Origin of the sequence: Oceaniradius stylonematis (genome assembly GCF_965223445.1) — a bacterium.
In the GTDB taxonomy this organism is placed as follows: domain Bacteria; phylum Pseudomonadota; class Alphaproteobacteria; order Rhizobiales; family Rhizobiaceae; genus Roseitalea; species Roseitalea stylonematis.
Genome location: NZ_OZ244994.1, coordinates 3,027,727 through 3,054,251, shown reverse-complemented (window position 1 = coordinate 3,054,251; position 26,525 = coordinate 3,027,727). Strand labels below are relative to the sequence as shown.

Here is a 26,525-nt window from a genome sequence, read left to right as displayed (position 1 = left end):
GCCACACGACCTCCCCGAACAGACAGGGGAGGTCTCCGGGTCAGCGCGCGCGCTGGCCGAACAGCACCTTCTGCGCCTCCTTGTCGTCGCGCAGATTGGTTTGCTCGCGCTTTTCGCGTCCGACCGCCAGGCCGCGCTCGACCGCCGGCCGCGCATTCATCGTGTCGAACCAGCGCTTGAGGTTGGGGAACTCGTCCAGATCCTGGCCCTGCCGTTCGTAGGGCAGGACCCAGCCGATGCACGCCATGTCGGCGATTGAATAGTCGCCGGCGAGGAACTCGCGGTCGGCAAGGCGCCTGTTCATCACACCGTAGAGCCTGTTGACCTCATTGGTATAGCGGTCGATCGCGTAGGGCACCTGTTCGGGCGCATATTGGCGGAAATGATGCGCCTGACCGGCCATCGGCCCCAGCCCGCCCATCTGCCAGAACAGCCACTCGTCGACGGCGGTCCGCGCGCGCGGATCGGCGGGATAGAACTGGTCGAACTTGCGGCCCAGATATTGCAGGATCGCGCCGGACTCGAACACCGAGATCGGCTCGCCGCCCGGACCTTCCGGGTCGATGATGGCCGGCATGCGGTTGTTGGGCGCGATTTTCAGAAAGTCCGGCGCGAACTGGTCGCCCTTGCCGATGTCGATGAAGCGCACCTGATAGGGCACGCCGAGCTCCTCAAGCATGATCGATATCTTCCAGCCATTGGGCGTCGGCCAATAGTAAAGCTCGATCGGTGCGGTCTGTTGCGGCATGGGCTCCTCCGGTGCTGTCGCTCTCGCACATAGGCGCGCGGGCGCCAAGCGCAAGCCGCGTTAACGACCCTGAACGCCATATGAATGGCGACCTCAGCGCCGGTTCAGTGCCCCCTGTCTAATGTGTGCGGCAGGAAAGGGACACAGCCGATGCTCGCACGACGCTTCATCATCATCTGCCTGATCGCCATGATCTTCGCGTTCGCGCTGATCAGCCTGATCGAGCAGAGCAGCGGGCCGGCCTATTCCTGGAAAATTCAATCGACCGTGCCGTGCGTCTTCGAGCGCCCGCGCGTGTGCGCCATCCCGCGCCAGTAACTCGTCAGGGGCCGATCATGACCATGCACACAACAAACCGCCGCCGTTTTCAGACTGTTCGCGCCTTCGGACGCGCCGCGCTTCTGGCCACCTTGTTCATCGGCCCGCTGGCCGGCTTCGCCGCCGCCCAGGCGGACGAAGGCGCCCGCAAGGGAAACGGCGTGGGTTTCGTCCTCTATGTCAGCCTGATGCGGCCGTGACGCGACCGGGCCAGAGATCGCCGCGTTGCGTCTTTTGCGCGCAATGATCTGGCCGTATATGATTGTGCATGGACAAGAGAACAGACGAATCACACCCCATGGCCGGCCAGGACAGTGCCGGGTTTCTGACCCCGCCGCCCGAGCGCCCCACCTTCTACACCGATCCCGCCGAGGCGGTTGCCGCCTTGCGCGCGCTTTACGAGCGCAACACGGCCTTTATCCGCGACGCGTTTTCCGAGATGACCGACAAGGGCGATCTGGAGGGGCGCGTGCGCGCCTATTATCCGCAGCTCTCGGTCAGGACGGCCAGCTACAATCAGGTGGATTCGCGGCTCGCCTACGGCCATCTGGCCCAGCCGGGCCATTACGCGACCACCGTGACCCGACCCGACCTGTTCGGCAGCTATCTGGAAACGCAGATCGGGCTCTTGCTGAAGAACCATAGTGTGGCGGTCGAGGTGTCGGAGTCGGGCACGCCGATCCCGCTGCACTTCGCGTTCCTGGAAGGCACCCATGTCGATGGCGCCAAGGCCGACCAGCTGGCGCGTCCGCTGCGCGACGTGTTCGACGTACCGGACCTGAACGTGACCAATGACGACATCGCCAACGGCGACTTCGAACCGGCGCCCGGCCAGCCCTCGCCGCTTGCCCCGTTCACCGCCCAGCGCGTCGATTATTCGCTGCACCGGTTGTCGCATTACACCGCGACAAGCCCGTGGCATTTCCAGAACTTCGTCCTTTTTACCAACTACCAGTTCTACATCGACGAGTTCTGCGCCTTTGCGCGCGAGCAGATCGCCGACACCAATTCCGGATATGAGAGTTTCGTCGAGCCGGGCAATGTGGTGACGCGCGCCGGCGCGGCCGAGCCGGAGAGCGGCGCACCGCCATCGCGCCTGCCGCAAATGCCGACCTATCATTTGACGCGGCCGGACCGCACCGGCATCACCATGGTCAATATCGGCGTCGGCCCGTCCAACGCCAAGACGATCACCGACCATATCGCGGTACTGCGCCCGCATGCCTGGCTGATGCTCGGCCATTGCGCGGGCCTGCGCAACACGCAGCAGCTGGGCGATTATGTGCTGGCGCATGCCTATGTGCGCGAGGATTCGGTGCTGGACGACGATCTGCCGCTGTCCGTGCCGGTGCCGCCGCTGGCCGAGGTTCAGGTCGCGCTGGAACAGGCGGTGGCGGAGGTGACAGGCCTTTCGGGCTACGATCTCAAACGCATCATGCGCACGGGCACGGTCGCCACGATCGACAACCGCAACTGGGAGCTGCGCGACCAGCGCGGGCCGGTCAAACGGCTGTCGCAGTCACGCTCGATTGCACTCGACATGGAATCGGCGACGATCGCCGCCAACGGCTTCCGCTTCCGCGTGCCCTACGGCACGCTTTTGTGCGTCTCCGACAAGCCGCTGCATGGCGAACTCAAGCTGCCGGGCATGGCGACCGAGTTCTACCGCACGCAGGTCAACCAGCATCTGATCATCGGCATCAAGGCGATGGAGAAGCTGGCGCAGATGCCGCCCGAACGGCTGCATTCGCGGAAACTGCGCAGCTTTTCGGAGACGGCGTTTCAGTAGGGGGTTTTGGTATCTGATCCGAAACGGCTTTTCACGGACCCGGGCTGGCGCCAGCGGCCGTTTGAAGCAAGCACCTCACTGTTCGTCGGTCAGCATCGGCCAAGGGATTTCCCCTCCGGCGGTGATCGATACATCACAGTTCTTGGCCACGAACGCATCGCAGTCGGCTTTCGATGCCGGCCCGTATGCCCGATAGTAGATGGCGGATACAACCATGTCGGCCGGAACCACGATGCACCCATGGTGGCCTGAAGCCCCCTTCGGCACTCTGGCATGGACCACGAACTGGTCCTTCTCCAACGCGGATTGCAGATTGGTCGTCTGCTCCCGGTCGGACTCGTGGCGGATCTTCACTTCGTTCTCGCCCGTTGCATCAAAAACCCTCAGTGAAGAGGCACCACCGACATTGGACATCACCACGCTTACCTCGAAGGGACGAAGGGCCGTCATGCAAACATCCGGCGTATAGAAGACCATGTTCCAGTTGGGCGGTGAGACGCGTTCGGGGCGCTGCTCCAATTGTGCGGTGTAGTTGAAGCAGGGCAGCAAACCGCGCGCTGTCAGCCGAACCAATAATGACTTGCCTATCCAGTAGGCGTCATAATCCGCTACACCGAGCACTCTCTTGATACTCTCTTCAGACATCGGCACCCTCCCGGATAGAAATAAACGAAATTAATATGATATACAAAATTGATCGATTGGCAAATTGATCGATGATTATCCCTAAAATCAAGCAGATATGACAACCAAAAATTCCACCAAAACTTGTCCGTTGATTCGTTTTTATTGTCATCGAGTTCCGACTGCCAATCGACTGTCGGGCGAGCCCCGTTCGGCCTTGGGAGTTCGGCCGACAGGTGGCGCGAGCAGTCAAAACAAGCGGTAGATCTGGCAAATCTCTTGGTTATGGTGTCTGTCGTGCCGGCCAATGCAGCGCCACCGCACCATAGCCCGTCATCGACGGGATCTTGGTTTTTCGTCCACCCTGTTCTGGCAAGACGATGGCAAAAGGAAATTGATGCCACTCCTGCCCAAATCCACCGCTCCGCTCCTGATCGGCGCATCGGCGCTGATGTTCGCCGGCGGCGTCAACGGGCTGATCCTGCCGGTGCGCGGCGCTCAGGAAGGGTTCTCGGCGTTTTCGCTCGGGCTTCTGGGCACGGGATGGGCGGTCGGCTTCGTGCTCGGCTGCCTGATCGTGCCGCGCACGGTCAAGCGCGTCGGCCATATCCGCTCGTTCGGCGCGATGACGGCGCTGGCAAGCGTGGCGATCCTGCTTTCCCTGTTGCTGATGCATCCGGCCGCATGGATTCCTCTCAGGGCGCTGTCGGGCTTCTGCTTTGCCGGCGCCCAGCAGATCATGGAGAGCTGGCTGAACGAGCGTTCCGGCCCCGACAGCCGCGGCCGCGTTTTCGGCATCTATGCGATGGTCAACCTGACCGCGACCACCATCGGCCAGATGGTGCTGCCGCTCGGCGACACCGGTGCGGAGACATTCTTCGTGCTCGGCGCCGTCTTCTATGCGCTCGCGATGATCCCAACGGCGCTTTACGCCTCGCAGCAGCCAAAGCCGCTGACCGAAGTGTCACTCGATATTCCCAAATTGTGGCGCAATTCGCCGGTCGCCGTCGTCGGCATCGTGCTCGTCGGCATGGCCAACTCGGCGTTCGGCACGCTGGCCGCCGTCTATGGCAACGCGATCGGCATGAGCGTGACCGCCATCGCCATCTTCCTGTCGGCGACCCTGATTGCTGGCGCGGTGGCGCAGGTGCCGGTCGGCTATGCGTCCGACAAGACCGACCGCCGCCATGTGCTCATCGCCGTGGGCGTTCTGGCCGTTGCGACCTCTGTCTATTTCATCGTCGCGGCGCCCCGGGACGCCATGCCGATCCTGATCGGAGCCGGCCTGTTCGGTGCGTTCATCCACACCATGTATCCGCTGCTGGTCAGCCACGCCAACGACCATGCGGCGGCGGACGACTTCCTGCGCACGTCGGGCGGGCTGCTGCTGCTGTTCGGCATCGGTTCGATCGCGGGGCCGCTGATCGCGGGCGGCGTGATGGGCTTTGCCGGACCCGAGGGTCTTTTCATGACGATCGCGGCGGCCCACACGATGCTTATCGGCTTTACGATCTGGCGCATCCGTCAGCGCGCGGCCGCCGCCATCCGCAGAGCCTATGTGCGCATGCCGACCGCGCGCTTCTCGACGCCCGAAACGCTCGCGATGAACCCGCGCGCCGACGAAGACGATCAGGCGGACGACGACCGCTAACCGGCAAGCACCGGCCAGAGCGAAGCCACCAGCAGTGCCGCCATGGTCCAGTTGAAGGCGCGCAGGCGCCGCGCATCGGTCAGGAAGCGCTGCATCTGCTGGCCGATCAGCGTCCAGGTGCTGACGGTCGGCAGGTTGATCACGCCGAAGACCAGCGCGACCAGCACGATCGCCGACAGGCTGCGGTCCGGCGCGTAGATCGTGATCGCCGTCAGCGCCATCGTCCAGGCCTTGGGATTGACCCACTGGAAAGCGGCAGCCTGCAGGAACGTCATCGGTGTGCCCTGCGTCTCGCCCCCTTGCGGCGCACCGGCATTGGCGATCTTGAAGGCCAGCCAGAGCAGATAGGCGACCGAGACGATCTTGAGGATCGTGTAGCTGGCCGGCACGGCATCGAAGACCTGCATCAGCCCGACGCCGACCAGAACGATCATCACGGTGAAGCCGATGCCGATGCCCAGCATGTGCGGGATGGTCCGCACCAGCCCGAAATTGGCGCCCGACGCCAGAAGCATCAGATTGTTGGGCCCCGGCGTGACCGACGAGACGAAGGCGAAGGTGGCAAAGGCGGCGAGCAGTTCGGCGTTCATCGCACAATCATGCGCCCAGTTGGCGCGCAATGTGCTTTCTTTATTGAGCCATTTCCGGCTATATGCGCAATCGATGAAGGCAGTCGACGCAAAAAGCGAAGAAATATTGCGCGTTCTTTCGGCGGACGGGCGGATCAGCAACATCGATCTGGCTGCGCGGGTGAATCTGTCGCCCTCGGCCTGCCTGCGCCGCGTCCAGGAGCTCGAAAGGTCCGGCGTGATCGGCGGATACCGGGCGGTGATCGACCGGTCGAAGCTGGGCCAGGCGTTCACCGCCTATGTCGGCATCGGGCTGGCCGACCATTCCAAGGCCGCCCAGGACGCGTTCGAGCGCGCGGTGGCGCATGTGCCCGAGGTGCGCGAATGCCACAATGTGACGGGGCTGATCGAATATCTGCTGCGCGTCGAGGTGGCCGACATCGCCGCCTACAAGCGGTTCCACGCCGATGTGCTCGGCGCAATTCCGCAGGTCCGCTCGATCACGACCTATGTGGTGATGGGCTCGCCCAAGGACGAGCGGGCGTGAGCGTCTGCTGGCCGCTCGGTTTTGCCGCTGGTCTTGTGGCCATTATGCACGACGCATAGGCTGTTTCGGAAAGAGATCGCATCGGGACGACGCGCCATGGCCTATGTCCACGGATTTGTCGCCGCCGTGCCCAATGACAAACGCGGGCCTTTGTCGACCACGCCAAGGCAACCGGCCGCGTCTTCAAGAACCATGGCGCATGGGCTTGCCCCTTTCGAGGCTCGCCGCCAGTTCCCATCATCCTGAGGTGCGATGCCGAGCTTGCCGAAACGGTGCCTGGAAGGGTCATGGGATTGGCGCCCGCATCTCGGCATGCGGCGCCTTGAGGCTTCCGCTGCGACCGACAAGGCACGGTTGTCGAATGCCGAATTATTGACGTTTACGTCAAAGTAAATTACGGGAAAGGCACTGCGCCGAAGCGTTGCGGCGTCGACGCATCTTGATAGGTCGGGCGCGCGCGGGCTAACTGCCGGCGGACTGACAACAACAGGACGCGGCCCGCAGCCGATGCGGGACGGCACGCGTCACCGGAGGACAATGATGAGCGAAGCCAACGGGGCGGACGATCCCAGGAACGAACCGCGGGAGTCGATGGAGTTCGATGTCGTCATCGTCGGCGCGGGGCCCGCGGGGCTTGCGGCCGCGATCCGGCTCAAGCAGATCGACGAGAACATTTCCGTCGTCGTCCTCGAAAAGGGCGCCGAAGTGGGCGCGCACATATTGTCGGGCGCGGTGATCGATCCGGTCGGCCTCGACACGCTGATCCCCGACTGGCGCGACGATCCGGACCAGCCGCTCAAGACGCCGGTCACCGACGACCATTTCCTCTATCTGGGGCCGGCGGGCGGCATGCGCCTGCCCAACTTCATGATGCCGCCGCTGATGAACAACCATGGCAACTACATCGCTTCTCTGGGCAATGTGTGCCGCTGGCTGGCCGGCCGCGCCGAGGCGCTCGGCGTTGAAATCTATCCAGGCTTTGCCGCCGCCGAGCTGATCTTCGACGACAATGGCGCGGTCAAGGGCGTCGCCACCGGCGACATGGGCATCGGCCGCGACGGCGAGCCGACGGCGATGTTCGCGCGCGGCATGGAACTGCACGGCAAATATGTCCTGATCGGCGAAGGCGTGCGCGGTTCGCTCGCCAAGCAGCTGATCGCGAAGTTCTCGCTTGATGAGGGCAAGCAGCCCGGCAAGTACGGCATCGGCCTGAAAGAGCTCTGGCAGGTCGATCCGGCCAAGCACTGGCCCGGCCTCGTCCAGCATTCGTTCGGCTGGCCGCTCGGCAACCGGACGGGGGGCGGCTCGTTCCTTTATCACCTCGAGGACAATCTGGTGGCCGTCGGCTTCGTCGTCCACCTGAACTACAAGAACCCCTATCTCAAGCCGTTCGAGGAGTTCCAGCGCTTCAAGACGCACCCGATGATCCGCGAGACGTTCGAGGGCGCCAAGCGCATCTCCTACGGGGCGCGCGCCATCACCGAGGGCGGCTGGCAATCGGTGCCCAAGGTCTCGTTCCCGGGCGGCGCGCTGATCGGCTGCTCCGCCGGCTTCGTCAACGTGCCGCGTATCAAGGGCAGCCACAATGCGATGCTGTCGGGCATGCTGGCGGCCGACAAAACCGCCGAGGCGCTGTCCAAAGGCCGCGCCAACGACGATGCGCTCGATGCCTATGAGGCCGACTGGCGCGGCAGCCCGATCGGCGATGACCTCAAAAAGGTGCGCAACGTCAAGCCGCTCTGGTCGCGCTTCGGCACCATGGTCGGCGTCGGCATTGGCGGCATCGACATGTGGATCAACCAGCTGACCGGCGGCTGGTCGCCGCTTGGAACGCTTGGTCACGGCAAGGCCGACCATGAGGCGCTCGAGCCGGCTTCCAGGCACAAGCCGATCGCCTATCCCAAGCCCGACGGCGAGATCACGTTCGACCGCCTGTCATCGGTGTTCCTGTCCAACACCAATCACGAGGAAGACCAGCCGATCCATCTCAAGGTCGCCGATGACGGGCTGCAGAAGCGCTCCGAATATGCCGATTATGCCGGCCCGTCCTGGCGTTATTGCCCGGCCGGCGTCTATGAGTGGCTCAATGCCGATGGCGACACGATCGGCGATGGTGCCGAGCGCCAACCGGACGATGCGGTGCGGTTCCAGATCAACGCGCAGAACTGCGTGCACTGCAAGACCTGCGACATCAAGGACCCCAACCAGAACATCAACTGGACGGTGCCGCAGGGCGGCGAAGGCCCGGTCTACCCGAACATGTGAGGGGTCAAGCGCTCAGCCGAGCGCCAGATCGATCACCGTGACCCCGGCCGGCTGGCCGCCATCCATCTCGGCGAGCGCGGCGCCGGCCGTCGACAATGGGATCGTGCGGGTTACGAGCGGCGCGGGGTCGAGGCGGCCACCGGCAATCATGTCCATCAGCGGCGCGAACTGGCGCGCGCCGAGACCGCGCGTGCCATGCAGCGTCAATTGCCGCGCATAGACCAGTTCGAGCAGCGGAAGCGGCACGGTCGCATGACTGCCGACCGGCATGCCCACCTGAACGTGCCGGCCTAGCTTGCGCAGCGACCTGAGGGAGTTTGTGAAGGTGAGGCCGCTGCCGAGCGCATCGATCGACACATGCGCGCCGCCACCGGTCAGATCGCGCACCGCTTCGCCCACATCGTCGATACCTGACACGTTCAGGACCGCATTGGCGCCCAGCTCGGTGGCCTTGGTGAGGGCATCGTCGCTGATATCGACGGCGAGGACCCGCGCGCCGAGCGCGCCGGCGATGATAGTGGCCGACAGGCCGACGCCGCCCGCGCCATGCACGACCAGCCACTCGCCGGGCGCCAGTTGCGCCCGGTCGGTGAGGGCGCGCCACGCTGTCGTGACGCGGCAGCCCATGCCGGCAGCGGGCACGAAATCTATCGCGTCGGGCAGATGCACAAGGTTGAAATCGGCAGCACTGATCGCGATGCGCTCGGCGAACGCGCCCCAGACCGTGAAACCGATGCCCTCCTGATCAGCGCAGACCGTTGGCCGGCCGGCCTGACAATCTGTGCAATGACCGCAGCTCAATATGAACGGCGCGGTGACCCGGTCGCCGACCCGGAAATGGCGGCATTGCGGGCCGACCTCGACGATCTGGCCGGCAAATTCATGGCCCATCACATGCGGCAGGGCGACGTCCGGATCGAGCCCTTTCCAGGCGTGATGATCGGATCGGCAGACGCCGCAGGCACGCACGGCGACGATCGTGCCATCGGCCGGGCACACCGGATCGGGCACGGACGTCACAGTCAACGGGCCGTCGAACCGTTCCAGAAGCGCCGCTTTCATCGGTTTTCCCCGGCCTCGACGTCAGCGCTTCAGCACGGACGCATGATGGGCGAAATGGTCGGCCATGAACGTGCCAACGAAATAGTAGGAATGGTCGTAGCCGTCGCGCATGTTGAGCGTCAGTTGCTGGCCGGCATGGCGGCAGGCTTCTGCGAAGAGTTCGGGCCGCAACTGCTCGGCCAGGAACTGGTCGGCGGCGCCCTGGTCGATCAGGATGTGCGCCTTTGACCGTTGTCGGGCGACCAGTTCGGTGGCGTCATAAGCCTGCCATGCCGACCGGTCGGCGCCCAGATAGGTCGCAAACGCCTTTTGCCCCCATGGCACCTTGCTCGGCGCCACGATCGGCGCGAAGGCGGACACGGACCGATAGCGTTCGGGATGCTTCAGATGCAGCGTCAGCGCGCCGTGCCCGCCCATGGAATGGCCGAAAATGCCCTGCCGGTTCATGTCGGCTGCCGGAAAACGATCGGCAACAAGCGCCGGCAGTTCCTCGGCGATGTAGCGGTCCATGCGGAAATGCCGCGCCCAAGGGTCCTCGGTCGCGGTCAGATAGAAGCCGGCGCCCTGCCCCAGATCGTAGGCTTCGTCGTCGGCCACTCCCTCGCCGCGCGGCGAGGTGTCCGGAAACGCCACCATCATGCCGTGTTCGGCCGCATGGCGCTGGATGCCGGACTTTTCGTTGACGTTCTGCCAGGTGCAGGTCAGCCCCGACAGATACCACAAGACCGGCACCGGGCCGTCGGCGGCCTGCGGCGGCGTATAGACCGCAAAACGCATGGTGCAGTTGGTGACCGCGCTGTCGTGATCGTGGACCGTCAGCCAGCCGCCGAACGATTTGTGGCGCAGCGCCTCCTGCATCAATACAGCACCACCGAGCGGATGCTCTCGCCCGCATGCATCAGGTCGAAGCCCTTGTTGATGTCTTCGAGCGGCATGGTGTGGGTGATCAGCGAGTCGATATCGATGCGGCCCTCCATGTACATATCGACGATGCGCGGCACGTCGGTGCGGCCCCTCGCGCCGCCGAAGGCCGAGCCGCGCCAGTTGCGGCCGGTCACGAGCTGGAACGGCCGGGTCGAAATCTCGGCGCCCGCCGGCGCGACGCCGATGATCACCGAGGTGCCCCAGCCCTTGTGGCAGCATTCCAGCGCCGTTCGCATCACGTCGACATTGCCGATGCATTCGAACGAATAGTCCGCGCCGCCGCCGGTCAGTTCGACCAGATAGCCGGTCAGATCACCGGAAACATCCTTGGGGTTGACGAAGTCGGTCATGCCGAACTGGCGCGCGATCGCCTCCTTGGCAGGGTTCATGTCGACGCCGACGATCTGGCGTGCGCCGACGAGCTTGAGGCCCTGGATGACGTTCAGCCCGATGCCGCCCAGGCCGAACACGACGGCGGTCGAATTGGGTTCCACCTTTGCGGTGAACATGACCGCGCCGATGCCGGTGGTCACGCCACAGCCGATGTAGCAGATCTTGTCGAAGGGCGCGTCCTTGCGCACCTTGGCCAGCGCGATCTCGGGCAGGACCGTGTAGTTCGAAAAGGTCGAGCAGCCCATATAGTGCAACAGTTTCTCGCCCTTGTAGGAAAAGCGCGAAGTGCCGTCCGGCATCACGCCCTGCCCCTGGGTCGAGCGGATCTTCTGGCACAGATTGGTCTTGGGGTTCAGGCAGTACTCGCACTCGCGGCATTCGGGCGTATAGAGCGGGATGACATGGTCGCCGACCTCGACCGATGTGACGCCCGGGCCGGTCTCGACGACGATGCCCGCGCCCTCATGGCCGAGAATTGCGGGGAATGCGCCTTCCGGATCGGCGCCAGACAGGGTGAATTCGTCGGTGTGGCAGATGCCGGTCGCCTTGACCTCCACCAGCACCTCGCCTTCGCGGGGACCCTCCAGATCGACTTCAACGATTTCAAGGGGTTTTGCCGCCTCGAATGCGACCGCCGCACGCGTCTTCATGGCCCGATCCTCCCGCCGTTTTTGTCCGATTAGGCATGGATAGGCTCGCCGGCGCAAGTTCAAATCGGGCTTCGCCGTTGCGGGCCCGGCCAACCGCGCTATCTTGTCCGCATGGCGGCAAGCGGATCGATGATTGCAAAGGCGGGAATGGCGGCGGCGCTGTTCATCGCGACGGGCGGCGCCGCATCCGGACAGAATATCGCTGTCCGTGCCGAACCGCCGGAGCTGACGGCAGGCTACGATTTTTCCGATACGCTGGGCGGCTTTCGCATCATCGCCCTGTCCGGGCTCGGCACCCGGACCGATCCGATCCGCATCGACCAGCAGGTCTTCGCCGCAACGGCTTCGACGCTCGTCATCCGCGCCACCAAGCCGATCAACCCGTTCGCCCATCCCAAAACCCACGCGACCGGAACGCTGCATTTCGACATCACGGCACAGAACATTTCGGGCCTGCCGTGGATCGGCGCGGAGTTCGAGCTGCAGGAGATGCTGGGCCAGGCCAGCGTCTATGGCGACGGGCTGTCGTTCGACCAGCGCCGCACCGGCAATTACAGCGTCGTTTCGGACCGCTTCGCCGACAGCCGTCTGGATTTCGAGCCGTTTGACCGGATCCTGTTCCAGGACGGATTCGTCGATCCGGGCGAAACGGTGCGGTTCCGCTTCCTGATCACCGATCTGACGCCGGCGCGGCTGTTCTACATCCGGTTCGACCCGCGCATCCCCGCATCGTGACGTTGCGCCGCGCCGCGCCGTCTGCGACACAGGGCCATGACCGCGACCGCCGAACCGACCCGCGACGAACTTGAGCAACTGCTGCGCTTTTATGCCGAAAGCGGGCTCGACTTCGCGCTCGACGCCGAGCCATCGGACCGGTTCGCCGCGCCGGAGCAGCAACCGCGCACAGCGCCGACGACGCCGGCGCCCAATCCGCCGGCGGCAGCGGAAGGCGTAACGGCCCCGGCGCCAGCGGCCCGCATACCCGACGGTGAGGCGGTCGGCCTTGCGCAGCAAACGGCCGCCGGCGCAGCCGATCTGGACGCGCTGCGGGCCGCGGTCGAGGCCTTCGAAGGCTGCAATCTCAAGCGCAGCGCGCGCAGCACCATCTTTGAGGGCGGCACACGCGGCGCTCACGTGATGCTGGTCGGCGCGGCGCCGTCTCGCGACGACGACAAGAACGCCGAGGCCTTTTCCGGGATCGACGGCATCCTTCTGGGCAAGATGCTGGCGGCGATCGGGCTCGACAGCAAGGCCGACATCTATGCCGGCTTTTGCGTGCCCTGGACCGTGCCGGGCGGCGAGCGGCCGACGCCGCTGCACATGAAGATCTGCGCGCCGCTCTTGCATCGGCAGATCGCCCTCGCGAGGCCGCGCCTGATCGTCGCGCTCGGCAACGCGGCCAGCCAGCAACTGCACGGCTCGAAAAAGACGATCATGCAGTTGCGCGGCACGTGGGCCGAGACCGATTTCGGTGCCGGCGCTGTTCCGGTGACGGCGCTGTTCGACCCCGCCTTCCTGCGCGAGCAACCGCGCTTCAAGCGCATGGCATGGCTCGATCTCCTGGCGCTGAAAAAGCGTTTGACAGGAGACGGCAACACGGCCTAACGGCGCCCCTTCGCAAAACCGTGTCGCCGGCGGACGCGCCTTCGGCATCGCGCTCGATTACCTTGAATATGTCAGTCCGGCCGGAAGCCCTGGGAGCCATCCATGCTGCGTAACATCGTTCCGGTCACGGGGCTGATGCTCTCGACATTCTTCCTGCTCGCCGGCAGCGGGCTGACCGGCATCACGCTGCCGCTGCGCGCGGGGCTGGAGGGCTGGAGCCCGGTCATCATCGGCTGGATCGGCTTTGGCTATGCGCTGTGCTTTACCGCCGGCTGCGTGATCGTGCCGCGCATGGTGCGCCGGGTCGGCCATGTGCGCGTCTATGCGGTGCTGGCGACGCTGCTCGCCATGTCGCTCCTGTTCCATGCGCTGATCGTTCATCCGCTGGCGTGGATCGCGTTTCGCGGCGTGGCGGGCTTTGCGCTCGCCGGAGCCTACATGGTGGTGGAAAGCTGGCTGAACGAAAAAGCCACCAACGAGTCGCGCGGCCAAATCTTCTCATTCTACATGATCATGAACATGGTCGGCATGATGGCCGGCCAGTTCATGGTGTTGCTCGGCGATCCGGCGACGACGACGCTGTTCATCATCGCCGCCCTTCTTTACGCCATGGCGGTGATCCCCACCGGACTTTCCAACGCCGTTTCGCCGCAGCCGCTGACGCAGGTGACGCTGGATCTGCGCAAGCTCTACCGCAATTCGCCCGCCGCGATGGTCGGCATGCTGATGACCGGCATCATCGCCGGCATATGGAACTTCCAGGCGCCGGTGTTCGCCGAACAGACCGGCCTGTCGGGCAACCAGATCCCGCTGATGCTTGCGCTGGCGATGATTTCCGGCGCGGTCTTCCAGTTGCCGCTGGGCCGCGCGTCGGACCGCATGGACCGGCGCTATGTGATGATCTTCGCCGGCATTGTCGGTGTCGGCTGCGCCATCGCCTACCAGATCGTACCGGGCGCCGCGTCGGCACCGGGCATTTTCATCACCGTGTTCATCCTCGGAGCGGTTCTGTTTCCGATCTATTCGCTGGTCGTCGCCCATGCCAACGATTATGCCGAACCCAGCGAGTTCGTTGAAATCTCGTCGGGGCTTCTGGTGGTCAACGGGGCCGGCGCGATGATCGGGCCGGTCCTGTCGGGCTTTCTGATCGTCAGCCTCGGGCCGGGCGGCTTTTTTCTCTCGCTGGCGGTCGCATTCGCCATCTTCGGCGGATACGCGGCCTGGCGCATCACCCAGCGCGAAGCGGTGCCGGCCGACGAGATGACCGACTACACCTATGTGCCGGTGACCCGCAGCCAGACGCCCGAGATGTTCACGCTCGATCCGCGCTCGGACGAGGAGTGAACAACACGGCCACGTCCTTCGACGCTGACATCCCAGGAGGAGGTTTTTCTGCTCAGCCGTGCGGCGGGGTTACCGGCCGCGCCTTGCCGCGTTCGAGGCCCAGCCGGTGCTCGCGATAGATGATGAAAATGCCCGAGGCGACGACGATGGCCGAGCCGACCAGTGTGGCGGCCGTCGGATATTCGGCGAACAGCGCGATTCCGATGACGATCGACAGCACGACCGACGTGTATTCGAAGGGCGCGATCGTCGATGTTTCCGCGTAGCGATAGCTCTGAGTGAGGAGGATCTGCCCCAGACCCCCACAGAAGCCGGCGGCGACCAGAGCCGACGTCTGGACTGCGGTGAGCGCGCTCCAGCCGAACGGGATCGAGAACAGCGCGAGTACGCTGGCCGTGATCGAGAAGTACAGCACGATCGTCGCGGTCTTCTCGGTATCGACCAGCCGGCGCACGAGTACGAAAGCGAAGGCGGCAAGGCAGGCCGACAGGAAAGTGGCAAGCGCCCCGGCGGCCTGGCCGGCATCGCCGCCGCCGCGCAGCAGTTGCAGATTGGGCCAGGAGATGATCATGACGCCGACCAGCCCGATGATGACGGCGCTCCAGCGATAGCGGCGGACGACCTCGCCGAGAATCAGGGCGCCGAGCACGACCGTGAGCAGCGGCCGCGCATAGCCGATCGCGATGGCATCTGGCAGCGGCAGGCGGGTCAGGCCAAAAAATCCAAGGCCCATCGCGCTCACCCCGACCAGACCGCGCAGCACATGGCTCAACGGGCGGTCCGTGTACCAGGCATCCGTGAACTGCCGCGTGACCAGCAGATAGGCGACGATCGGCAGGATGGCGAAGAAGGATCGGAAGAAGACGATCTGGCCGGGCGGCAACTGCCCGGCAATCTTGATGGCGGTCGCCATCGCCATGAAGGCGCAGACCGAGGCCACCTTCAGGGCGATGCCGAGGAGCGGGTTCTGTTCGGGTGCGGGAGATGCTGCCGGGCCGGTCACATGGGCTTCAATGAACCCGCCGGCAGACGAATGCAAGGCCACCGCACCCGCGCGCAATTGCCCATGACGGCCCGGATGCGATCGTGTAAACGGGCGCTTTGGCGGTCGGGATGGTAACGAAGGGCAAGAGGCGATGCGAACCGAAACCGGACAGGTCATCAGGCTGGGCGATTATCGGCCAAGCGACTATCTGATCGACAAGACCGACCTGGTGTTCCGCCTCGACCCGACCCGGACGCGCGTCACGGCGAAGCTGCAGATGCGGCGGCGGGCCGGCGTCGCGCCCGGCACGCCGCTGACACTGGACGGCGACGGGCTGACATTCGTCGGCGCGCGGATCGACGGCGCAGACGCGGGCGACAACGCCGTCAGCGCAACCGCCGACGCGCTCGTCGTCAACGCGCCCCCGGCGTCCGAGACGTTCACGCTGGAGATCGAGACGGTCGTCGATCCGACCGCGAACACCCAGTTGATGGGGCTCTACCGCACCGGCGGCAATTACTGCACGCAATGCGAGGCCGAAGGTTTCCGCCGCATCACCTATTTCCTCGACCGGCCGGACGTCCTGTCGGTCTACGCGGTGCGGATCGAAGCGGACCGCAAGGACGTGCCATTGCTCCTGTCGAACGGCAATCCCGTCGAGAACGGCGATCTGGGCGATGGCCGCCACTATGCGGTCTGGCACGACCCGCACCCCAAGCCGTCCTACCTGTTCGCGCTTTTTGCCGGCAATCTTGGCGTGGTGGAGGACGAATTCACGACGGCATCGGGACGTCTGGTCACGCTGAAGATCTATGTCGAACACGGCAAGGAGCCGCGCGCCGCTTATGCGATGGATGCGCTCAAGCGGTCGATGCGCTGGGACGAAGAGCGTTTCGGTCTCGAATATGATCTCGACATCTTCCAGATCGTCGCCGTGTCCGATTTCAACATGGGCGCGATGGAGAACAAGGGCCTCAACATCTTCAACGACAAATATGTGCTGGCCGATCCGCGTACCGCGACCGACCAGGACTATGCGTCGATCGAGGCGATCATCGCGCATGAGTATTTCCACAACTGGACGGGCAACCGCATCACCTGCCGCGACTGGTTCCAGCTTTGCCTGAAGGAAGGACTGACGGTCTATCGCGACCAGGAGTTCTCCGCCGACATGCGTTCGCGTCCGGTCAAGCGGATCGGCGATGTGCGGCTCTTGCGGGCGCATCAGTTTCCCGAGGATTCGGGCCCGCTTGCGCATCCCGTGCGGCCGCGCACCTATCGCGAGATCAACAATTTCTACACGGCAACCGTCTACGAGAAGGGCGCCGAGATCGTGCGAATGCTGCGCACGCTGCTGGGCGCCAAGGGCTTTGCCGCCGGCATGGATCTCTATTTCCAGCGCCATGACGGAGAGGCGGCGACCATCGAACAGTTCCTGGCCTGCTTTGCCGAAGCGGCGCAGACGGACCTGACGCAGTTCGCGCTCTGGTACGATCAGCCCGGCACGCCCAATCTGGCGATCACGACGCGCTACGACCGGACGGCGCGGACATTCGCGGTAACCGTCAACCAGAGCCTGAAGCCGCCGGTTGCCGGCACGCCGAACGCACCGATGGTCATCCCGATCGCCTTCGCGCTCGCAGGCAAGAACGGCTCGACACTCGACCATGACGCGGTGAGCGGCGCCCGGACGATGCAGCAAGAGGGCGAGGACGGAGTTCTGGTGATCACCGAACCGAAGCACGAAATCGTCTTTACCGGCGTCGCCGAGGAACCGGTCCTGTCGGTGCTGCGCGGATTTTCCGCGCCGGTGACGCGGGTGCCGCAGGCGCCCACGCGCGACCGGTTTTTTCTCGCACGCCATGACAGCGATCCGTTCTCACGCTGGGAAGCGCTCAACAGCCTGGCGATGGAAGACCTGATCAAGGCGACGCGGGCCGTCTCGGCGGGGGATCCGGCCGCGGCGAGCGATGCGCTTGTCGATATCTTTTCGGCCGTTGCCGGCGATGGGACGTTCGACAATGCCTACCGCGCTCTTTGCCTGACGCTGCCGGCCGAAACCGACATTGCCCGCGAGATCGGCCGCGACATCGATCCGGATGCGATCAACAAGGCGCGGCGCGGCGTCACCGAGCACCTGGCAAAGGCCTGCGAGCGCGTGTTTGCCCGCATCTATCACGAACTGCAGCCGCGCAACGCCTATGACCCGGGCGCCGAGGGGGCCGGCCGCCGCGCATTGCGCAATGTGGCCCTGACCATGCTGTGCCATGCCGCGCGCAGCACCGATCTGGCCGAACAGGCTCTCGCCGAAGCCGACAACATGACCGATCGCGCCCATGCGTTGATGGTGCTGACCCATCTTGCACCCGAAAGCGAAGCCGCCGCGCAGGCGCTCGAAGCGTTTCGGACCGCGTTCCGCGCCGAGCCGATCGTGCTCGACAAATGGTTCACCATCCAGGCGACGGTTCCGCGCGCCGAGACGGTGGAAACCGTGCAGGCGCTGACCAAAGCGCCCGGCTTTTCCTGGGACAATCCCAACCGGCTGCGCTCGCTGATCGGCGCGTTCGCCACCGGCAATCCGGTCGCCTTCAACCGCGCCGACGGCAAGGGCTACGAGCTCTTGTGCGCGGCGATCGGGCGGATCGATGCGAAGAACCCGCAGGTTGCCGCGCGCCTGATGACGGCGATGCGGGCCTGGCGAAACCTCGAGCCGGGCCGGCGCCAGCGCGCAAAAACGGCCATCGAGTCGCTGCGACGAGGCGACCGCGTCTCACGCGATCTGGCCGACATTATCGACCGCACGCTGGCCTGACCCCCGAAATGGCGGGGTAAAAAAATCGTTAACGGCTGTGGACAGGCCGAATCGGTTTTGATTCATTGTCTGCGATTCGGCAGTTCGAGTGGGCGTGTCGCGTTTCAGGAACAATCGGCAAGAATCCGTCGGGGGCCGGCAGTGTCGAACTGTCGGAGGGAGAGCACGTGGCAGTCAGCGAGACCAGCAAGGCAGAACCGGGGGGCATGACCGGCCTCGCGCGCTTTCTCGCTGAACCGGCCTTTCAGCGCCTCCTCGCGCTCGAACCATGGCTGAAGCGCTCGATCCCGGTCCTGATCCTCGTCTTCCTTGCGATTGTCTTCAGCGCCCGCGCGATGGCTCTGATGAACGACCGCGAACAGGCAGGCCAGTCGGCCCGGATCATGCTGTCGCTGCTGGCCGACACCGGCGCCGCTGCGGTGCGCGAAGCCGAGCGTAACGGGTTTGCGCCACATGGCGCGGCCGATTTCGACCGCATCCTGTCGCGCGCCTTGCCGGCCGAGGCACTCTCCACCGGCCGCATGTTCATCGTCGCGGACGCCGGCGGCACGGTGATCAGCCAGCGCGGCGGAACGACCGACATGATCGGCGACCGTCTTGCGAGTCGGCTCGACGGGGTGCAGCCGCTGACGATGTTCGGTCAGGATGCAGGCGTGCAGACCGTCATGCTCGGCGACAAGCCTTGCCTCGCCGCCGCGTCGAAAGTCTCGGACGCCGACGGTTTCGTCATCCTCGCCCTGCAGCCGACCGGCGCGATCTACACGCCGTGGCGGCAGCGCGCTTCGATGAACGTGGCGCTTTTCGTCGCCATGTCGTCGATCCTTCTCATCCTGCTCTATGCCTATTTCGGGCAGGTGGCGCGTGCACACGAGGCCGACCAGGTCTATTGCGAAACCCACAAGCGCATGGATCTGGCGCTGTCGCGCGGCCATTGCGGCCTGTGGGATTGGGATCTGGCGCGCGGCCGCATCTACTGGTCGCGATCCATGTTCGATCTTCTGGGCTATGCGCCCGTCAACGACGTCCTGTCGTTTGGCGAGGTGTCCAAGCTCGTGCACCCCGAGGATGCGGACCTGTTCGATCTCGCCGAACGGGCCGCGGCGATGGAGATCAAGGGCGTCGATCGCATCCTGCGCATGCGGCACGCCGAAGGCCATTATGTACGCCTGCGCATCCGCACCGAACTGGCCGAACATCCCGGCCATGGCAATCATCTGATCGGCATCGCCGTCGACATGACCGAGCAGCACCGCCTGACGGAACTGTCGCAGATCGCCAGCCAGAACCTGAAGGCCGCCATCGAGAGCACATCGGAGAGCTTCGCGCTGTGGGACAAGCAGGACAGGCTCGTCCTTTGCAACCGAAAGTTCATGGAAATCAACGGACTGGGCGAGGGCTCGATCCGCACCGGCATGAAGCGGGCGGAAATCCGGGCGCTGATGCGCGAGCCGGTGACCGAGCGGCGCATTCCGCAGGCGGGCGACGGCGCCGTGACGCTCGAACGCCAGATCGAGGACGGACGCTGGCTGCAGATCAACGAGCGGCCGACCCCGGCCGGTGGAACAATTTCAGTCGGTGCGGACATCACCCAGCTCAAGCTGCAGGAAGAACGACTGACCGATTCCGAGCGACGGCTGATGGCAACCATCCAGGACCTGTCGATCGCCCGCCAGGCCGAGCAGGAAAAGGCGCACGCGCTCGAGGAGATCAACCACAAGTTCCTCGACGCCAAGGACCGGGCGGAAGCGGCCAATCAGGCCAAGACCGAGTTCCTGGCCAATGTCAGCCACGAATTGCGCACGCCGCTCAACGCGATCATCGGCTTTTCGGAGATGATGCAGCAACGCATGTTCGGTCCGCTGGGTTCGGAACGGTATGACGAATACATCGCCGACATCCACGACAGCGGCGCGTTCCTGCTCAACGTCATCGACGACATTCTGGAAATGTCGAAGATTGAGGCGGGCCGTGTCATTCTCGACCGGCAGGACACCGATCTGGCGCCGCTGATCGGCGAGGTCGTGCAGATGGTGTCACTGCAGGCCAAGGCGAAGTCGATCACGATCGAGGAAGGCGTGGCGCCGGCAATGCACATCCATGCCGACCGGCGGGCAATGAAGCAGATTCTGATCAATCTTCTGACCAATGCGGTCAAGTTCACCGATCAGGACGGCAGCATCCGCATTCGGGCGAAAGTCGACGGCGCAAGGGCACGGATTCTCATTGCCGACGATGGCTGCGGCATTCCGCCCGATGCGCTCAAGCGGCTGGGGCGGCCGTTCGAGCAGGTCGCCAACCAGTTCTCCAAGAACCATGGCGGGTCAGGCCTTGGCCTGGCGATCTCCAAGTCGCTGGTCGAGCTGCATGGCGGCACGGTGACCATCCGGTCGCGGCCGGGTCACGGGACGATCGTTGTGGTCCGTCTGCCGGTCGATGAAGACGGGCAACCGGACGCGGACGATGCCGCGCCCGGTCAGGCCTGATCGGCCGATCAGTCGCCGCGGCGCTTGCCGCCGGCAAAGCGGCGCGGCAGTTCGTCTTCGGTAATGACGCCCGAATCGTCGCGATCCATCAGCGCGAACATCTTTTCCTGGCGGTTGACGATCTCGTCGGCCGAGACGCGCTCGTCGCCGTCAATGTCGAACCGTTCGATCATGTGGCTGGCGCGACGCTCGGCGCGGCGGCTTTCAAGCGCCTCTTCCAGTTCGGTGGCACTGATCGTCCCGTCGCCGTCGGCATCGGCTTCGTTGAAGCGCTCCATCATCGGGCGGGAGAACTCCGCAAACGTGACCGAACCGTCGCTGTCGGCGTCGAGCCGCTCGAAGCGCATTTCACCGCGTTTGCCGCCGCGATCGTCAGCAAGGGCTATACCTGCCCCGGTTACGGTCACCACGGCTGCGAGAAGGGCAATGTTGATTTTTCTGAAGAGAGTCATTGACGTATACCTTTGCATCGTTCGTCATCCCGCGATGCAAGGCCGCCGGCATGCTTCCCGTCACGCCTCCGGCACCGGTTCACCGATCACGTCGTGGAAAATGGCTTCCACCCGCTCGCGATGGCTTTTCAGACGCGCCTCGACATGGCCGATCGCCGGCACATGGAACTTCGAGCACAGGGCCTCCACGAGACCACGGGGTGCCTGTTCGGGGTCGAAGGCCTCGGACGTGCACAGCCGCAGCATGTGGCCGACCGTTGCGTAATCATGGGCGGCGGACACCAGATCCTCTCTTTGCCGCCCGCCGATCACCGCATCGTCAAGCACACTGAAAATAGCGGTCGCGCGGGCGCCGTTCAAATTAAGCTTTGGTAAGGCCGTCAGCCGCCAGTACTGGGCGAGAAAATCGATGTCGGTGATGCCGCCGGAGACGCGTTTGAGGTCCCATTCGCCGCGCGGCGGCTTGTCCCGCAAAAGCCTTGCGCGCATGGCAAGAACGTCCGCGCGAACCGCGTCGGCATCGCTCGGAAGGGCCAGGATGGCGTGCAACTCCTCTTGGACCCGCGCACTCAACCCCTCGTCTCCCGTCACGACGCGGGCGCGCGTCAGTGCCATATGCTCCCACGTCCAGGCCTCGGATCGCTGATAGTGCGAGAACGCACGCAGCGAGGTGGCCAGAGGTCCCTTGTTGCCCGACGGCCGCAGCCGGAAGTCGACCTCATAGAGGACGCCTTCGCTGGTCGGGGCGGAAAGGGCCGCAATCAGGCGCTGGGTGAGCCGGGCGTAGTACTGCGTCGGCGCGAGTTCCTTGTCGCCGTCGCTGGCGTCGATCCCTTCGGGATGGTCGTAGAGCAGGATGAGATCGACATCGCTGCCGGCCGTCATCTCGTGGGACCCCAGCCGGCCGAGCGCCAGAACGCAGCACTCGCCGCCCGGTACATGACCGTGCCGCCGCGCCACTTCGCGGCGTGCCGCATCCAACGCTTCGGCGATGGCGAGATCGGCGATGTTGGTCAGCGCCTCGCCCATCTGCTCGGCCTTGGCCGCACCGGTCAAAAATCGTACGCCGACAAGGAAGCGTTGCTCGGCGGCGAAGATGCGCAGCCGGTCGAGGCGGTCCTCATAGTGCCGGGCGTCGCCGAGGAAGTCGCCGAGGCTCGAAGCCAGCTCCTCGCGGTCGGGCAAGCCCTCGTAAAAGGCGGGGTCCAGCATGCCGTCGAACACCAGCGGGCGCTTCGTGATGATTTCCGACAGCCGCGGGGCCGCCGACAGGATGGTCAACAGCAGCGACAGAAGGTGGCGGTTGGAATGCAGCATCGAGAAGAGTTGAATGCCCGTGGGAAGCCCCTTGAGAAACGCGTCGAAACGCAACAGCGCGTCATCCGGCTGGCCGGTGGCGGCGAAGGCCTCCAGCAGGGCGGGCGTGATCCCGGTCAGCCGCTCGCGCGCCTTTTGCGACTGGACCGCGCCATAGCGGCCGAAATGCCAGCTTCTGATCACCGACCACATGTCCGCCGGGCGGGTGAAGCCGAGCTGCGACAGGGTCGTGAGCGTGTCCGGATCGGGGTCTTCGCCGGTGAAGGAAAGATTGCCCGCCGCCGCAGCCAGCGTTTCGCCTTCCTGGAATAGATCGCCGAAATGGCGCTCGACGGTCACCAGACGCTCGCGCAGCGCAAGACGGAATGCGTCGGTCTCCTCAAAGCCCATCAGGGCGGCGACCGCAGCCATGCCCTCATGGATGACGGGCAGCGTGTGGGTCTGCTCGTCGCCGATCATCTGGACGACATGCTCGACGCGGCGCAGGAAGCGATAGGCATCGGTCAGCTCATCGCGCGCGTCGGCGGTGATCCAGCCATCATCGGCAAAGCGCCGCAGCATTTCGAGCGTGCGCCGGTCGCGCAGGTGCGGCGCGCGGCCGCCGGCGATCAGTTGCTGGGTCTGGACGAAGAACTCGATCTCGCGGATGCCGCCGCGTCCGAGCTTGACGTTATGGCCCTCGATGGCGATGGCGCCGTGGCCCTTGTGAGCATGGATCTGGCGCTTGATCGACTGGACATCGGCGATAGCCGCATAATCGAGATATTTGCGCCAGATGAAGGGAGTGAGCTGGGCAAGGAACGCCTCGCCCGCAGCCCTGTCGCCGGCGACGGGCCGCGCCTTGATCAGCGCCGCGCGCTCCCAGTTCTGGCCCCTGCCCTCATAATAGGTGAGCGCGGCATCGACGGAGATGGCCAGCGGCATCGCGCCGGGATCGGGCCGCAGACGCAAGTCCGTCCGGAAGACGTAGCCGTCGCCGGTGCGCTCCTGCATGATGCGGATCAGCCGCCGCAGCATCTTGGAGAGATTGGCTCCGGCCTCATAGGGATCGACCCAGGTCAGACCCTCGGGCTCATGCTCGAAGAAGACGATCAGATCGATGTCGGAGGAATAGTTGAGTTCGCCGGCGCCCAACTTGCCCATGCCGAGCACGATCACGCCCGAGCCCCTGCCCGGATCGCCTGGGTCGGCCAGTTCCAGCTTGTTCTGGCGGGCCAGATCGCGAAGCAGCCAATTGAGCGCCGCGTTCAGCGCCGCCTCGGCCAGAGCGGACAGATGGCCGGTCGTCTGCTCGACCGTATGCACACCGCAAAGGTCGCCGAGCGCGATCAGAAGGTGTGCCCGGCTCTTCAGATCACGCAACCGGCGCGAGAGCTCCTGTTCGGACAGGTCCGGCGGCGATGCCGACCGGGCGAGTTCATCGAGCGCGGCGACCGTTTCGCCGATCGCCTTGTCGAGCCGGTACGGATCGAGCGCGTCCAGCGTCGCGGCGTTCCGCGCCATGGCGGCGGCGAGAAACGGCGCATGGGTCGCAACGGCGACCAGAAAGCCGCCCCACGGGTCGCTGGATCCGAGCGCCTCGCGAAGGCGGTCCGCGCCTGCGCGTTCGGCGGCTTCGATCAGCGTGGCGCGGCAGGTCTCGGCCGCCCCCCCATCGACGACCGCAATGGAGCGCCAATCGCGTTTACCGGTCTGGTCTTCCCTTGCCGTGGACACGCGCTTCTCCCCTCGATGACGGCACACACCTAACCCGTAAGGCCGACAAGGCAAAGCGGTCGTCAGATGGCGTGTGTCAGCCCGAAGCGGGAAAGGACAGGACGGCACAGAGGCCAGGACCATTGTCCTCGAGCCGCAAGGCGCCGCCATGCTGGCGCATGATCGCGTCGACCAGCGACAGACCGAGCCCCGAGCCGGGTTCGGTGCGGCTCTCGTCGAGCCGCTCGAAACGGCGCACGGCGCGTTCGCGGTCGTCCGGCGCAATTCCCTTGCCGCCGTCACAGACCAGCAGTTCGACCCGGCCGGCGGCCTTTTCCGCCCGCCCCTTCAGGACGACGGTTCCACCCGCCTCGGTCAGCCCGTACTTGATCGCGTTGTCGAGAAGGTTGGTCACCGCCTGACCGACAAGTTCGCGGCTGCCGGCGGCGACGAGCGGCCCCGCCACCGTGTTTTCCAGATGGCCGCCCGCATCCTCGACGAGCGGCGCGTAGAGTTCGGCCAGTTCGTCGGCGACGGCGGCCAGATCGACCGGCTCGGGCGTGAATTTGGTGTAGCCGGCCTCGACGCGCGAAATCTGCAGCATGGCGTTGAACACGCGGATCAGCTGATCGGCCTCGGCGATCATGTCTTCGAGAGCGTCGCGGTAGCCGGCTTCGGTCGGCTTTTTGCGCAGCGCGTCCTCGGCCCGGTTGCGCAGGCGGGTCAGCGGCGTTTTCAGATCGTGGGCGATCGAGTCGGAGACTTCGCGCAGTCCGTCATTGAGCGTCTCGATCCGTCCCAGCATCGCGTTGAGGCTGCCAGCGAGGCGGTCGAACTCGTCATTTGCGCGCGAGACCGGCAGCCTTCGGCTGAGATCGCCGGCCACGATGCCGGCACTGGCTGCCGACACGGCATCGATGCGCTTGAGCGCCCGGCGTCCGATGAAGAACCAGATGAGAAACCCGCCGAGTGCCATCAGGCCCAGGGCAAACATCAAGGAGCGCTGGACGATGACGCGAAACCGCTCCGGTTCGCCAAGATCGCGGCCGACCAGCACGCTCATCCCGTTATCGAAGCGGAAGATGTTGGCGATCGCGTGCGGGCTGCGGTCCCCGACCGCGCGCGGGCGGAATTTTTCGTAGGCAAAAGGCCGCGGCGTCCAGCCCTGCTTGTCGAGCACGCCCGGCTCGAGCGACCGGACATTGCCGGCGAGGATACGGCCGGTCTGATCGGCCACCAGATAGACGAAGGCGCCCGGCGCGCGCGAGCGCCGGTCGATCGCGACGACGAGCCCGCGCATGCCGCCGCGCTGGTAGACCCGGTCGAGACTGCGGACCTCCTGCTCGATCGCCTGCCGCGTCTCGCTCATGAAGAAGCCTGCGGCGAGCGACGTCATGTAGAAGATCAGGACAATCGCGCAGACACTGAACAGCAGCAGATAGAGCGCCGAAAGGCGCACCGCCGTGGTCTGGAAAACGGCGCCAAAGCGCCGGCGGGTGCGCACCTGGGACATCAGTCGCGCATGACGTAGCCCGCACCGCGCACCGTGTGCAGCAGCGGCTTGTCAAAACCCTTCTCGATCTTGCTGCGCAGCCGCGAGACGTGCACGTCGATCACATTGGTCTGGGGGTCGAAATGATAGTCCCAGACATGTTCGAGCAGCATCGTGCGGGTTACCACGCGACCGGCATTGCGCATGAGATATTCGAGCAGGCGGAATTCGCGCGGTTGCAGGGTGATTTCCTGACCGGCACGCGACACGCGGCGCGACAAGCGGTCGAGTTCGAGATCGGCCACCTTGTAGCCGGTGTCGCCGTCGCCATTCTGCGAGCGTCTCTGCAACACTTCAAGACGGGCCAGCAGCTCGGAGAAGGCGTAGGGCTTGGTCAGATAATCATCACCGCCGGCGCGCAGACCCGTGACCCGGTCGTCGACCTCGCCCAAGGCGGACAGGATCAGCGCGGGCGTGCGGTCTTCTTCGGTGCGCAATTGCGAGACGATCGACAAGCCGTCGCGTTTCGGCAGCATCCGGTCGACGATCAGCGCATCATAGGCACCGCCATTGGCCATGGCGTATCCATCGTCGCCGTCATGGGCGACATCGGCGGTATGGCCGGCCTCGGTCAGCGCTTTCTTCAGATAGGATGCGGCCTGCCGGTCGTCCTCGATGATCAGCACTTTCATGGGCTGGGTCTTAGCAGGCACGGCGTAATCCTAAAAGGGCGGCGGCGGGCGCGAGGGGGGAAGGCCCGCCGCCGTTTGACCCGTCCGGAGGGGATGACATGGAGGGCC

At 65.0% G+C, this 26,525-nt stretch carries 22 protein-coding genes; 11 read left to right on the top strand and 11 right to left on the bottom strand.

What is annotated here, in order from left to right:
* Positions 1-40: 40 nt before the first annotated feature.
* Positions 41-748, bottom strand: a complete 708-nt coding sequence (locus ACOQOU_RS15065; protein ID WP_306024573.1) for a glutathione S-transferase N-terminal domain-containing protein — start codon at positions 746-748, stop codon at positions 41-43.
* Between the two features lie 150 nt (positions 749-898).
* Here ACOQOU_RS15065 and ACOQOU_RS15060 point away from each other — a divergent pair, with 150 nt between their 5' ends.
* The 3 genes from ACOQOU_RS15060 to ACOQOU_RS15050 all read left to right on the top strand — a co-directional run bounded on the left by ACOQOU_RS15060 (position 899) and on the right by ACOQOU_RS15050 (position 2,855).
* Entirely contained in the window at positions 899-1,066 is a 168-nt protein-coding gene (locus ACOQOU_RS15060) for a hypothetical protein (protein WP_196780352.1), read from the top strand.
* A gap of 17 nt (positions 1,067-1,083) precedes the next feature.
* Positions 1,084-1,266 carry a hypothetical protein gene (locus ACOQOU_RS15055; protein ID WP_109767261.1) on the top strand — a complete coding sequence of 61 codons (183 nt, stop codon included), beginning with the start codon at positions 1,084-1,086 and terminating at the stop codon, positions 1,264-1,266.
* A 98-nt stretch (positions 1,267-1,364) separates the two neighbouring features.
* Positions 1,365-2,855, top strand: coding sequence for an AMP nucleosidase (locus tag ACOQOU_RS15050; protein WP_306024867.1), 1,491 nt, complete (start codon positions 1,365-1,367; stop codon positions 2,853-2,855).
* A 75-nt stretch (positions 2,856-2,930) separates the two neighbouring features.
* Here the strand turns inward: ACOQOU_RS15050 and ACOQOU_RS15045 are convergent, their stop codons facing one another.
* A complete protein-coding gene (locus ACOQOU_RS15045) occupies positions 2,931-3,500 on the bottom strand; it encodes a hypothetical protein (protein ID WP_306024572.1) in 570 nt (189 codons plus the stop codon).
* 376 nt (positions 3,501-3,876) lie between these two features.
* Here ACOQOU_RS15045 and ACOQOU_RS15040 point away from each other — a divergent pair, with 376 nt between their 5' ends.
* On the top strand, positions 3,877-5,130 hold the full coding sequence (locus tag ACOQOU_RS15040) for an MFS transporter (protein WP_109767264.1): 1,254 nt from the start codon (positions 3,877-3,879) through the stop codon (positions 5,128-5,130).
* Here the strand turns inward: ACOQOU_RS15040 and ACOQOU_RS15035 are convergent.
* Positions 5,127-5,720, bottom strand: a complete 594-nt coding sequence (locus tag ACOQOU_RS15035) for a LysE family translocator (protein WP_306024571.1) — start codon at positions 5,718-5,720, stop codon at positions 5,127-5,129. The two genes, ACOQOU_RS15040 and ACOQOU_RS15035, sit on opposite strands and share 4 nt — an antisense overlap.
* Positions 5,721-5,793: 73 nt before the next feature.
* On the opposite strand from ACOQOU_RS15035, the gene ACOQOU_RS15030 reads away from it, so the two are divergent.
* Together ACOQOU_RS15030 and ACOQOU_RS15025 are read left to right on the top strand one after the other, a co-directional pair.
* Positions 5,794-6,246, top strand: coding sequence for an Lrp/AsnC family transcriptional regulator (locus ACOQOU_RS15030; protein WP_109767265.1), 453 nt, complete (start codon positions 5,794-5,796; stop codon positions 6,244-6,246).
* Between the two features lie 540 nt (positions 6,247-6,786).
* Positions 6,787-8,511, top strand: coding sequence for an electron transfer flavoprotein-ubiquinone oxidoreductase (locus ACOQOU_RS15025; RefSeq protein ID WP_306024570.1), 1,725 nt, complete (start codon positions 6,787-6,789; stop codon positions 8,509-8,511).
* Positions 8,512-8,523: 12 nt separating this feature from the next.
* Here the strand turns inward: ACOQOU_RS15025 and ACOQOU_RS15020 are convergent, their stop codons facing one another.
* The 3 genes from ACOQOU_RS15020 to ACOQOU_RS15010 are packed head-to-tail and all read right to left on the bottom strand — an operon-like array spanning position 8,524 to position 11,540.
* Entirely contained in the window at positions 8,524-9,573 is a 1,050-nt protein-coding gene (locus ACOQOU_RS15020) for a zinc-dependent alcohol dehydrogenase family protein (protein WP_306024569.1), read from the bottom strand.
* 21 nt (positions 9,574-9,594) lie between these two features.
* Positions 9,595-10,431, bottom strand: a complete 837-nt coding sequence (gene fghA / locus ACOQOU_RS15015) for an S-formylglutathione hydrolase (RefSeq protein WP_306024568.1) — start codon at positions 10,429-10,431, stop codon at positions 9,595-9,597.
* On the bottom strand, positions 10,431-11,540 hold the full coding sequence (locus tag ACOQOU_RS15010) for an S-(hydroxymethyl)glutathione dehydrogenase/class III alcohol dehydrogenase (protein ID WP_306024567.1): 1,110 nt from the start codon (positions 11,538-11,540) through the stop codon (positions 10,431-10,433). The genes fghA and ACOQOU_RS15010 overlap by 1 nt, the downstream gene beginning before the upstream one ends.
* A gap of 129 nt (positions 11,541-11,669) precedes the next feature.
* On the opposite strand from ACOQOU_RS15010, the gene ACOQOU_RS15005 reads away from it, so the two are divergent.
* From ACOQOU_RS15005 to ACOQOU_RS14995, 3 genes are all read left to right on the top strand, one after another.
* A complete protein-coding gene (locus ACOQOU_RS15005; RefSeq protein WP_306024566.1) occupies positions 11,670-12,275 on the top strand; it encodes a hypothetical protein in 606 nt (201 codons plus the stop codon).
* Positions 12,276-12,311: 36 nt separating this feature from the next.
* Positions 12,312-13,145, top strand: coding sequence for a uracil-DNA glycosylase (locus tag ACOQOU_RS15000; RefSeq protein ID WP_306024565.1), 834 nt, complete (start codon positions 12,312-12,314; stop codon positions 13,143-13,145).
* 102 nt (positions 13,146-13,247) lie between these two features.
* Positions 13,248-14,489, top strand: a complete 1,242-nt coding sequence (locus tag ACOQOU_RS14995; protein ID WP_306024564.1) for an MFS transporter — start codon at positions 13,248-13,250, stop codon at positions 14,487-14,489.
* 52 nt (positions 14,490-14,541) lie between these two features.
* Here ACOQOU_RS14995 and ACOQOU_RS14990 read toward each other — a convergent pair whose 3' ends face one another.
* Positions 14,542-15,492, bottom strand: a complete 951-nt coding sequence (locus ACOQOU_RS14990) for a DMT family transporter (protein ID WP_245412875.1) — start codon at positions 15,490-15,492, stop codon at positions 14,542-14,544.
* Between the two features lie 133 nt (positions 15,493-15,625).
* Here ACOQOU_RS14990 and pepN point away from each other — a divergent pair, with 133 nt between their 5' ends.
* Entirely contained in the window at positions 15,626-18,286 is a 2,661-nt protein-coding gene (pepN, locus tag ACOQOU_RS14985) for an aminopeptidase N (protein ID WP_306024563.1), read from the top strand.
* Between the two features lie 167 nt (positions 18,287-18,453).
* Complete coding sequence (locus tag ACOQOU_RS14980) at positions 18,454-20,769, top strand: PAS domain-containing sensor histidine kinase (RefSeq protein WP_306024562.1); 2,316 nt, start codon at positions 18,454-18,456, stop codon at positions 20,767-20,769.
* Between the two features lie 8 nt (positions 20,770-20,777).
* Here ACOQOU_RS14980 and ACOQOU_RS14975 read toward each other — a convergent pair whose 3' ends face one another.
* The 4 genes from ACOQOU_RS14975 to ACOQOU_RS14960 form a co-directional block, all read right to left on the bottom strand.
* Complete coding sequence (locus ACOQOU_RS14975; RefSeq protein WP_306024561.1) at positions 20,778-21,221, bottom strand: EF-hand domain-containing protein; 444 nt, start codon at positions 21,219-21,221, stop codon at positions 20,778-20,780.
* A gap of 60 nt (positions 21,222-21,281) precedes the next feature.
* Complete coding sequence (locus ACOQOU_RS14970; RefSeq protein ID WP_306024560.1) at positions 21,282-24,254, bottom strand: bifunctional [glutamine synthetase] adenylyltransferase/[glutamine synthetase]-adenylyl-L-tyrosine phosphorylase; 2,973 nt, start codon at positions 24,252-24,254, stop codon at positions 21,282-21,284.
* Positions 24,255-24,330: 76 nt separating this feature from the next.
* Positions 24,331-25,746 (bottom strand): sensor histidine kinase, encoded by a 1,416-nt coding sequence (locus ACOQOU_RS14965; RefSeq protein ID WP_306024559.1) that lies wholly within the window; start codon positions 25,744-25,746, stop codon positions 24,331-24,333.
* Positions 25,746-26,417 carry a response regulator transcription factor gene (locus ACOQOU_RS14960; protein ID WP_109767277.1) on the bottom strand — a complete coding sequence of 224 codons (672 nt, stop codon included), beginning with the start codon at positions 26,415-26,417 and terminating at the stop codon, positions 25,746-25,748. Before ACOQOU_RS14960 ends, ACOQOU_RS14965 begins: the two co-directional genes overlap by 1 nt.
* Positions 26,418-26,525: the final 108 nt, after the last annotated feature.

Coding starts and splice junctions, on each gene's coding strand:
- ACOQOU_RS15065 (WP_306024573.1), bottom strand. CDS start 748: ATGCCGCAACAGACCGCACCGATCGAGCTTTACTATTGGCCGACGCCC.
- ACOQOU_RS15060 (WP_196780352.1), top strand. CDS start 899: ATGCTCGCACGACGCTTCATCATCATCTGCCTGATCGCCATGATCTTC.
- ACOQOU_RS15055 (WP_109767261.1), top strand. CDS start 1,084: ATGACCATGCACACAACAAACCGCCGCCGTTTTCAGACTGTTCGCGCC.
- ACOQOU_RS15050 (WP_306024867.1), top strand. CDS start 1,365: ATGGCCGGCCAGGACAGTGCCGGGTTTCTGACCCCGCCGCCCGAGCGC.
- ACOQOU_RS15045 (WP_306024572.1), bottom strand. CDS start 3,500: ATGTCTGAAGAGAGTATCAAGAGAGTGCTCGGTGTAGCGGATTATGAC.
- ACOQOU_RS15040 (WP_109767264.1), top strand. CDS start 3,877: ATGCCACTCCTGCCCAAATCCACCGCTCCGCTCCTGATCGGCGCATCG.
- ACOQOU_RS15035 (WP_306024571.1), bottom strand. CDS start 5,720: ATGAACGCCGAACTGCTCGCCGCCTTTGCCACCTTCGCCTTCGTCTCG.
- ACOQOU_RS15030 (WP_109767265.1), top strand. CDS start 5,794: ATGAAGGCAGTCGACGCAAAAAGCGAAGAAATATTGCGCGTTCTTTCG.
- ACOQOU_RS15025 (WP_306024570.1), top strand. CDS start 6,787: ATGAGCGAAGCCAACGGGGCGGACGATCCCAGGAACGAACCGCGGGAG.
- ACOQOU_RS15020 (WP_306024569.1), bottom strand. CDS start 9,573: ATGAAAGCGGCGCTTCTGGAACGGTTCGACGGCCCGTTGACTGTGACG.
- fghA (WP_306024568.1), bottom strand. CDS start 10,431: ATGCAGGAGGCGCTGCGCCACAAATCGTTCGGCGGCTGGCTGACGGTC.
- ACOQOU_RS15010 (WP_306024567.1), bottom strand. CDS start 11,540: ATGAAGACGCGTGCGGCGGTCGCATTCGAGGCGGCAAAACCCCTTGAA.
- ACOQOU_RS15005 (WP_306024566.1), top strand. CDS start 11,670: ATGATTGCAAAGGCGGGAATGGCGGCGGCGCTGTTCATCGCGACGGGC.
- ACOQOU_RS15000 (WP_306024565.1), top strand. CDS start 12,312: ATGACCGCGACCGCCGAACCGACCCGCGACGAACTTGAGCAACTGCTG.
- ACOQOU_RS14995 (WP_306024564.1), top strand. CDS start 13,248: ATGCTGCGTAACATCGTTCCGGTCACGGGGCTGATGCTCTCGACATTC.
- pepN (WP_306024563.1), top strand. CDS start 15,626: ATGCGAACCGAAACCGGACAGGTCATCAGGCTGGGCGATTATCGGCCA.
- ACOQOU_RS14975 (WP_306024561.1), bottom strand. CDS start 21,221: ATGACTCTCTTCAGAAAAATCAACATTGCCCTTCTCGCAGCCGTGGTG.
- ACOQOU_RS14965 (WP_306024559.1), bottom strand. CDS start 25,746: ATGTCCCAGGTGCGCACCCGCCGGCGCTTTGGCGCCGTTTTCCAGACC.
- ACOQOU_RS14960 (WP_109767277.1), bottom strand. CDS start 26,417: ATGAAAGTGCTGATCATCGAGGACGACCGGCAGGCCGCATCCTATCTG.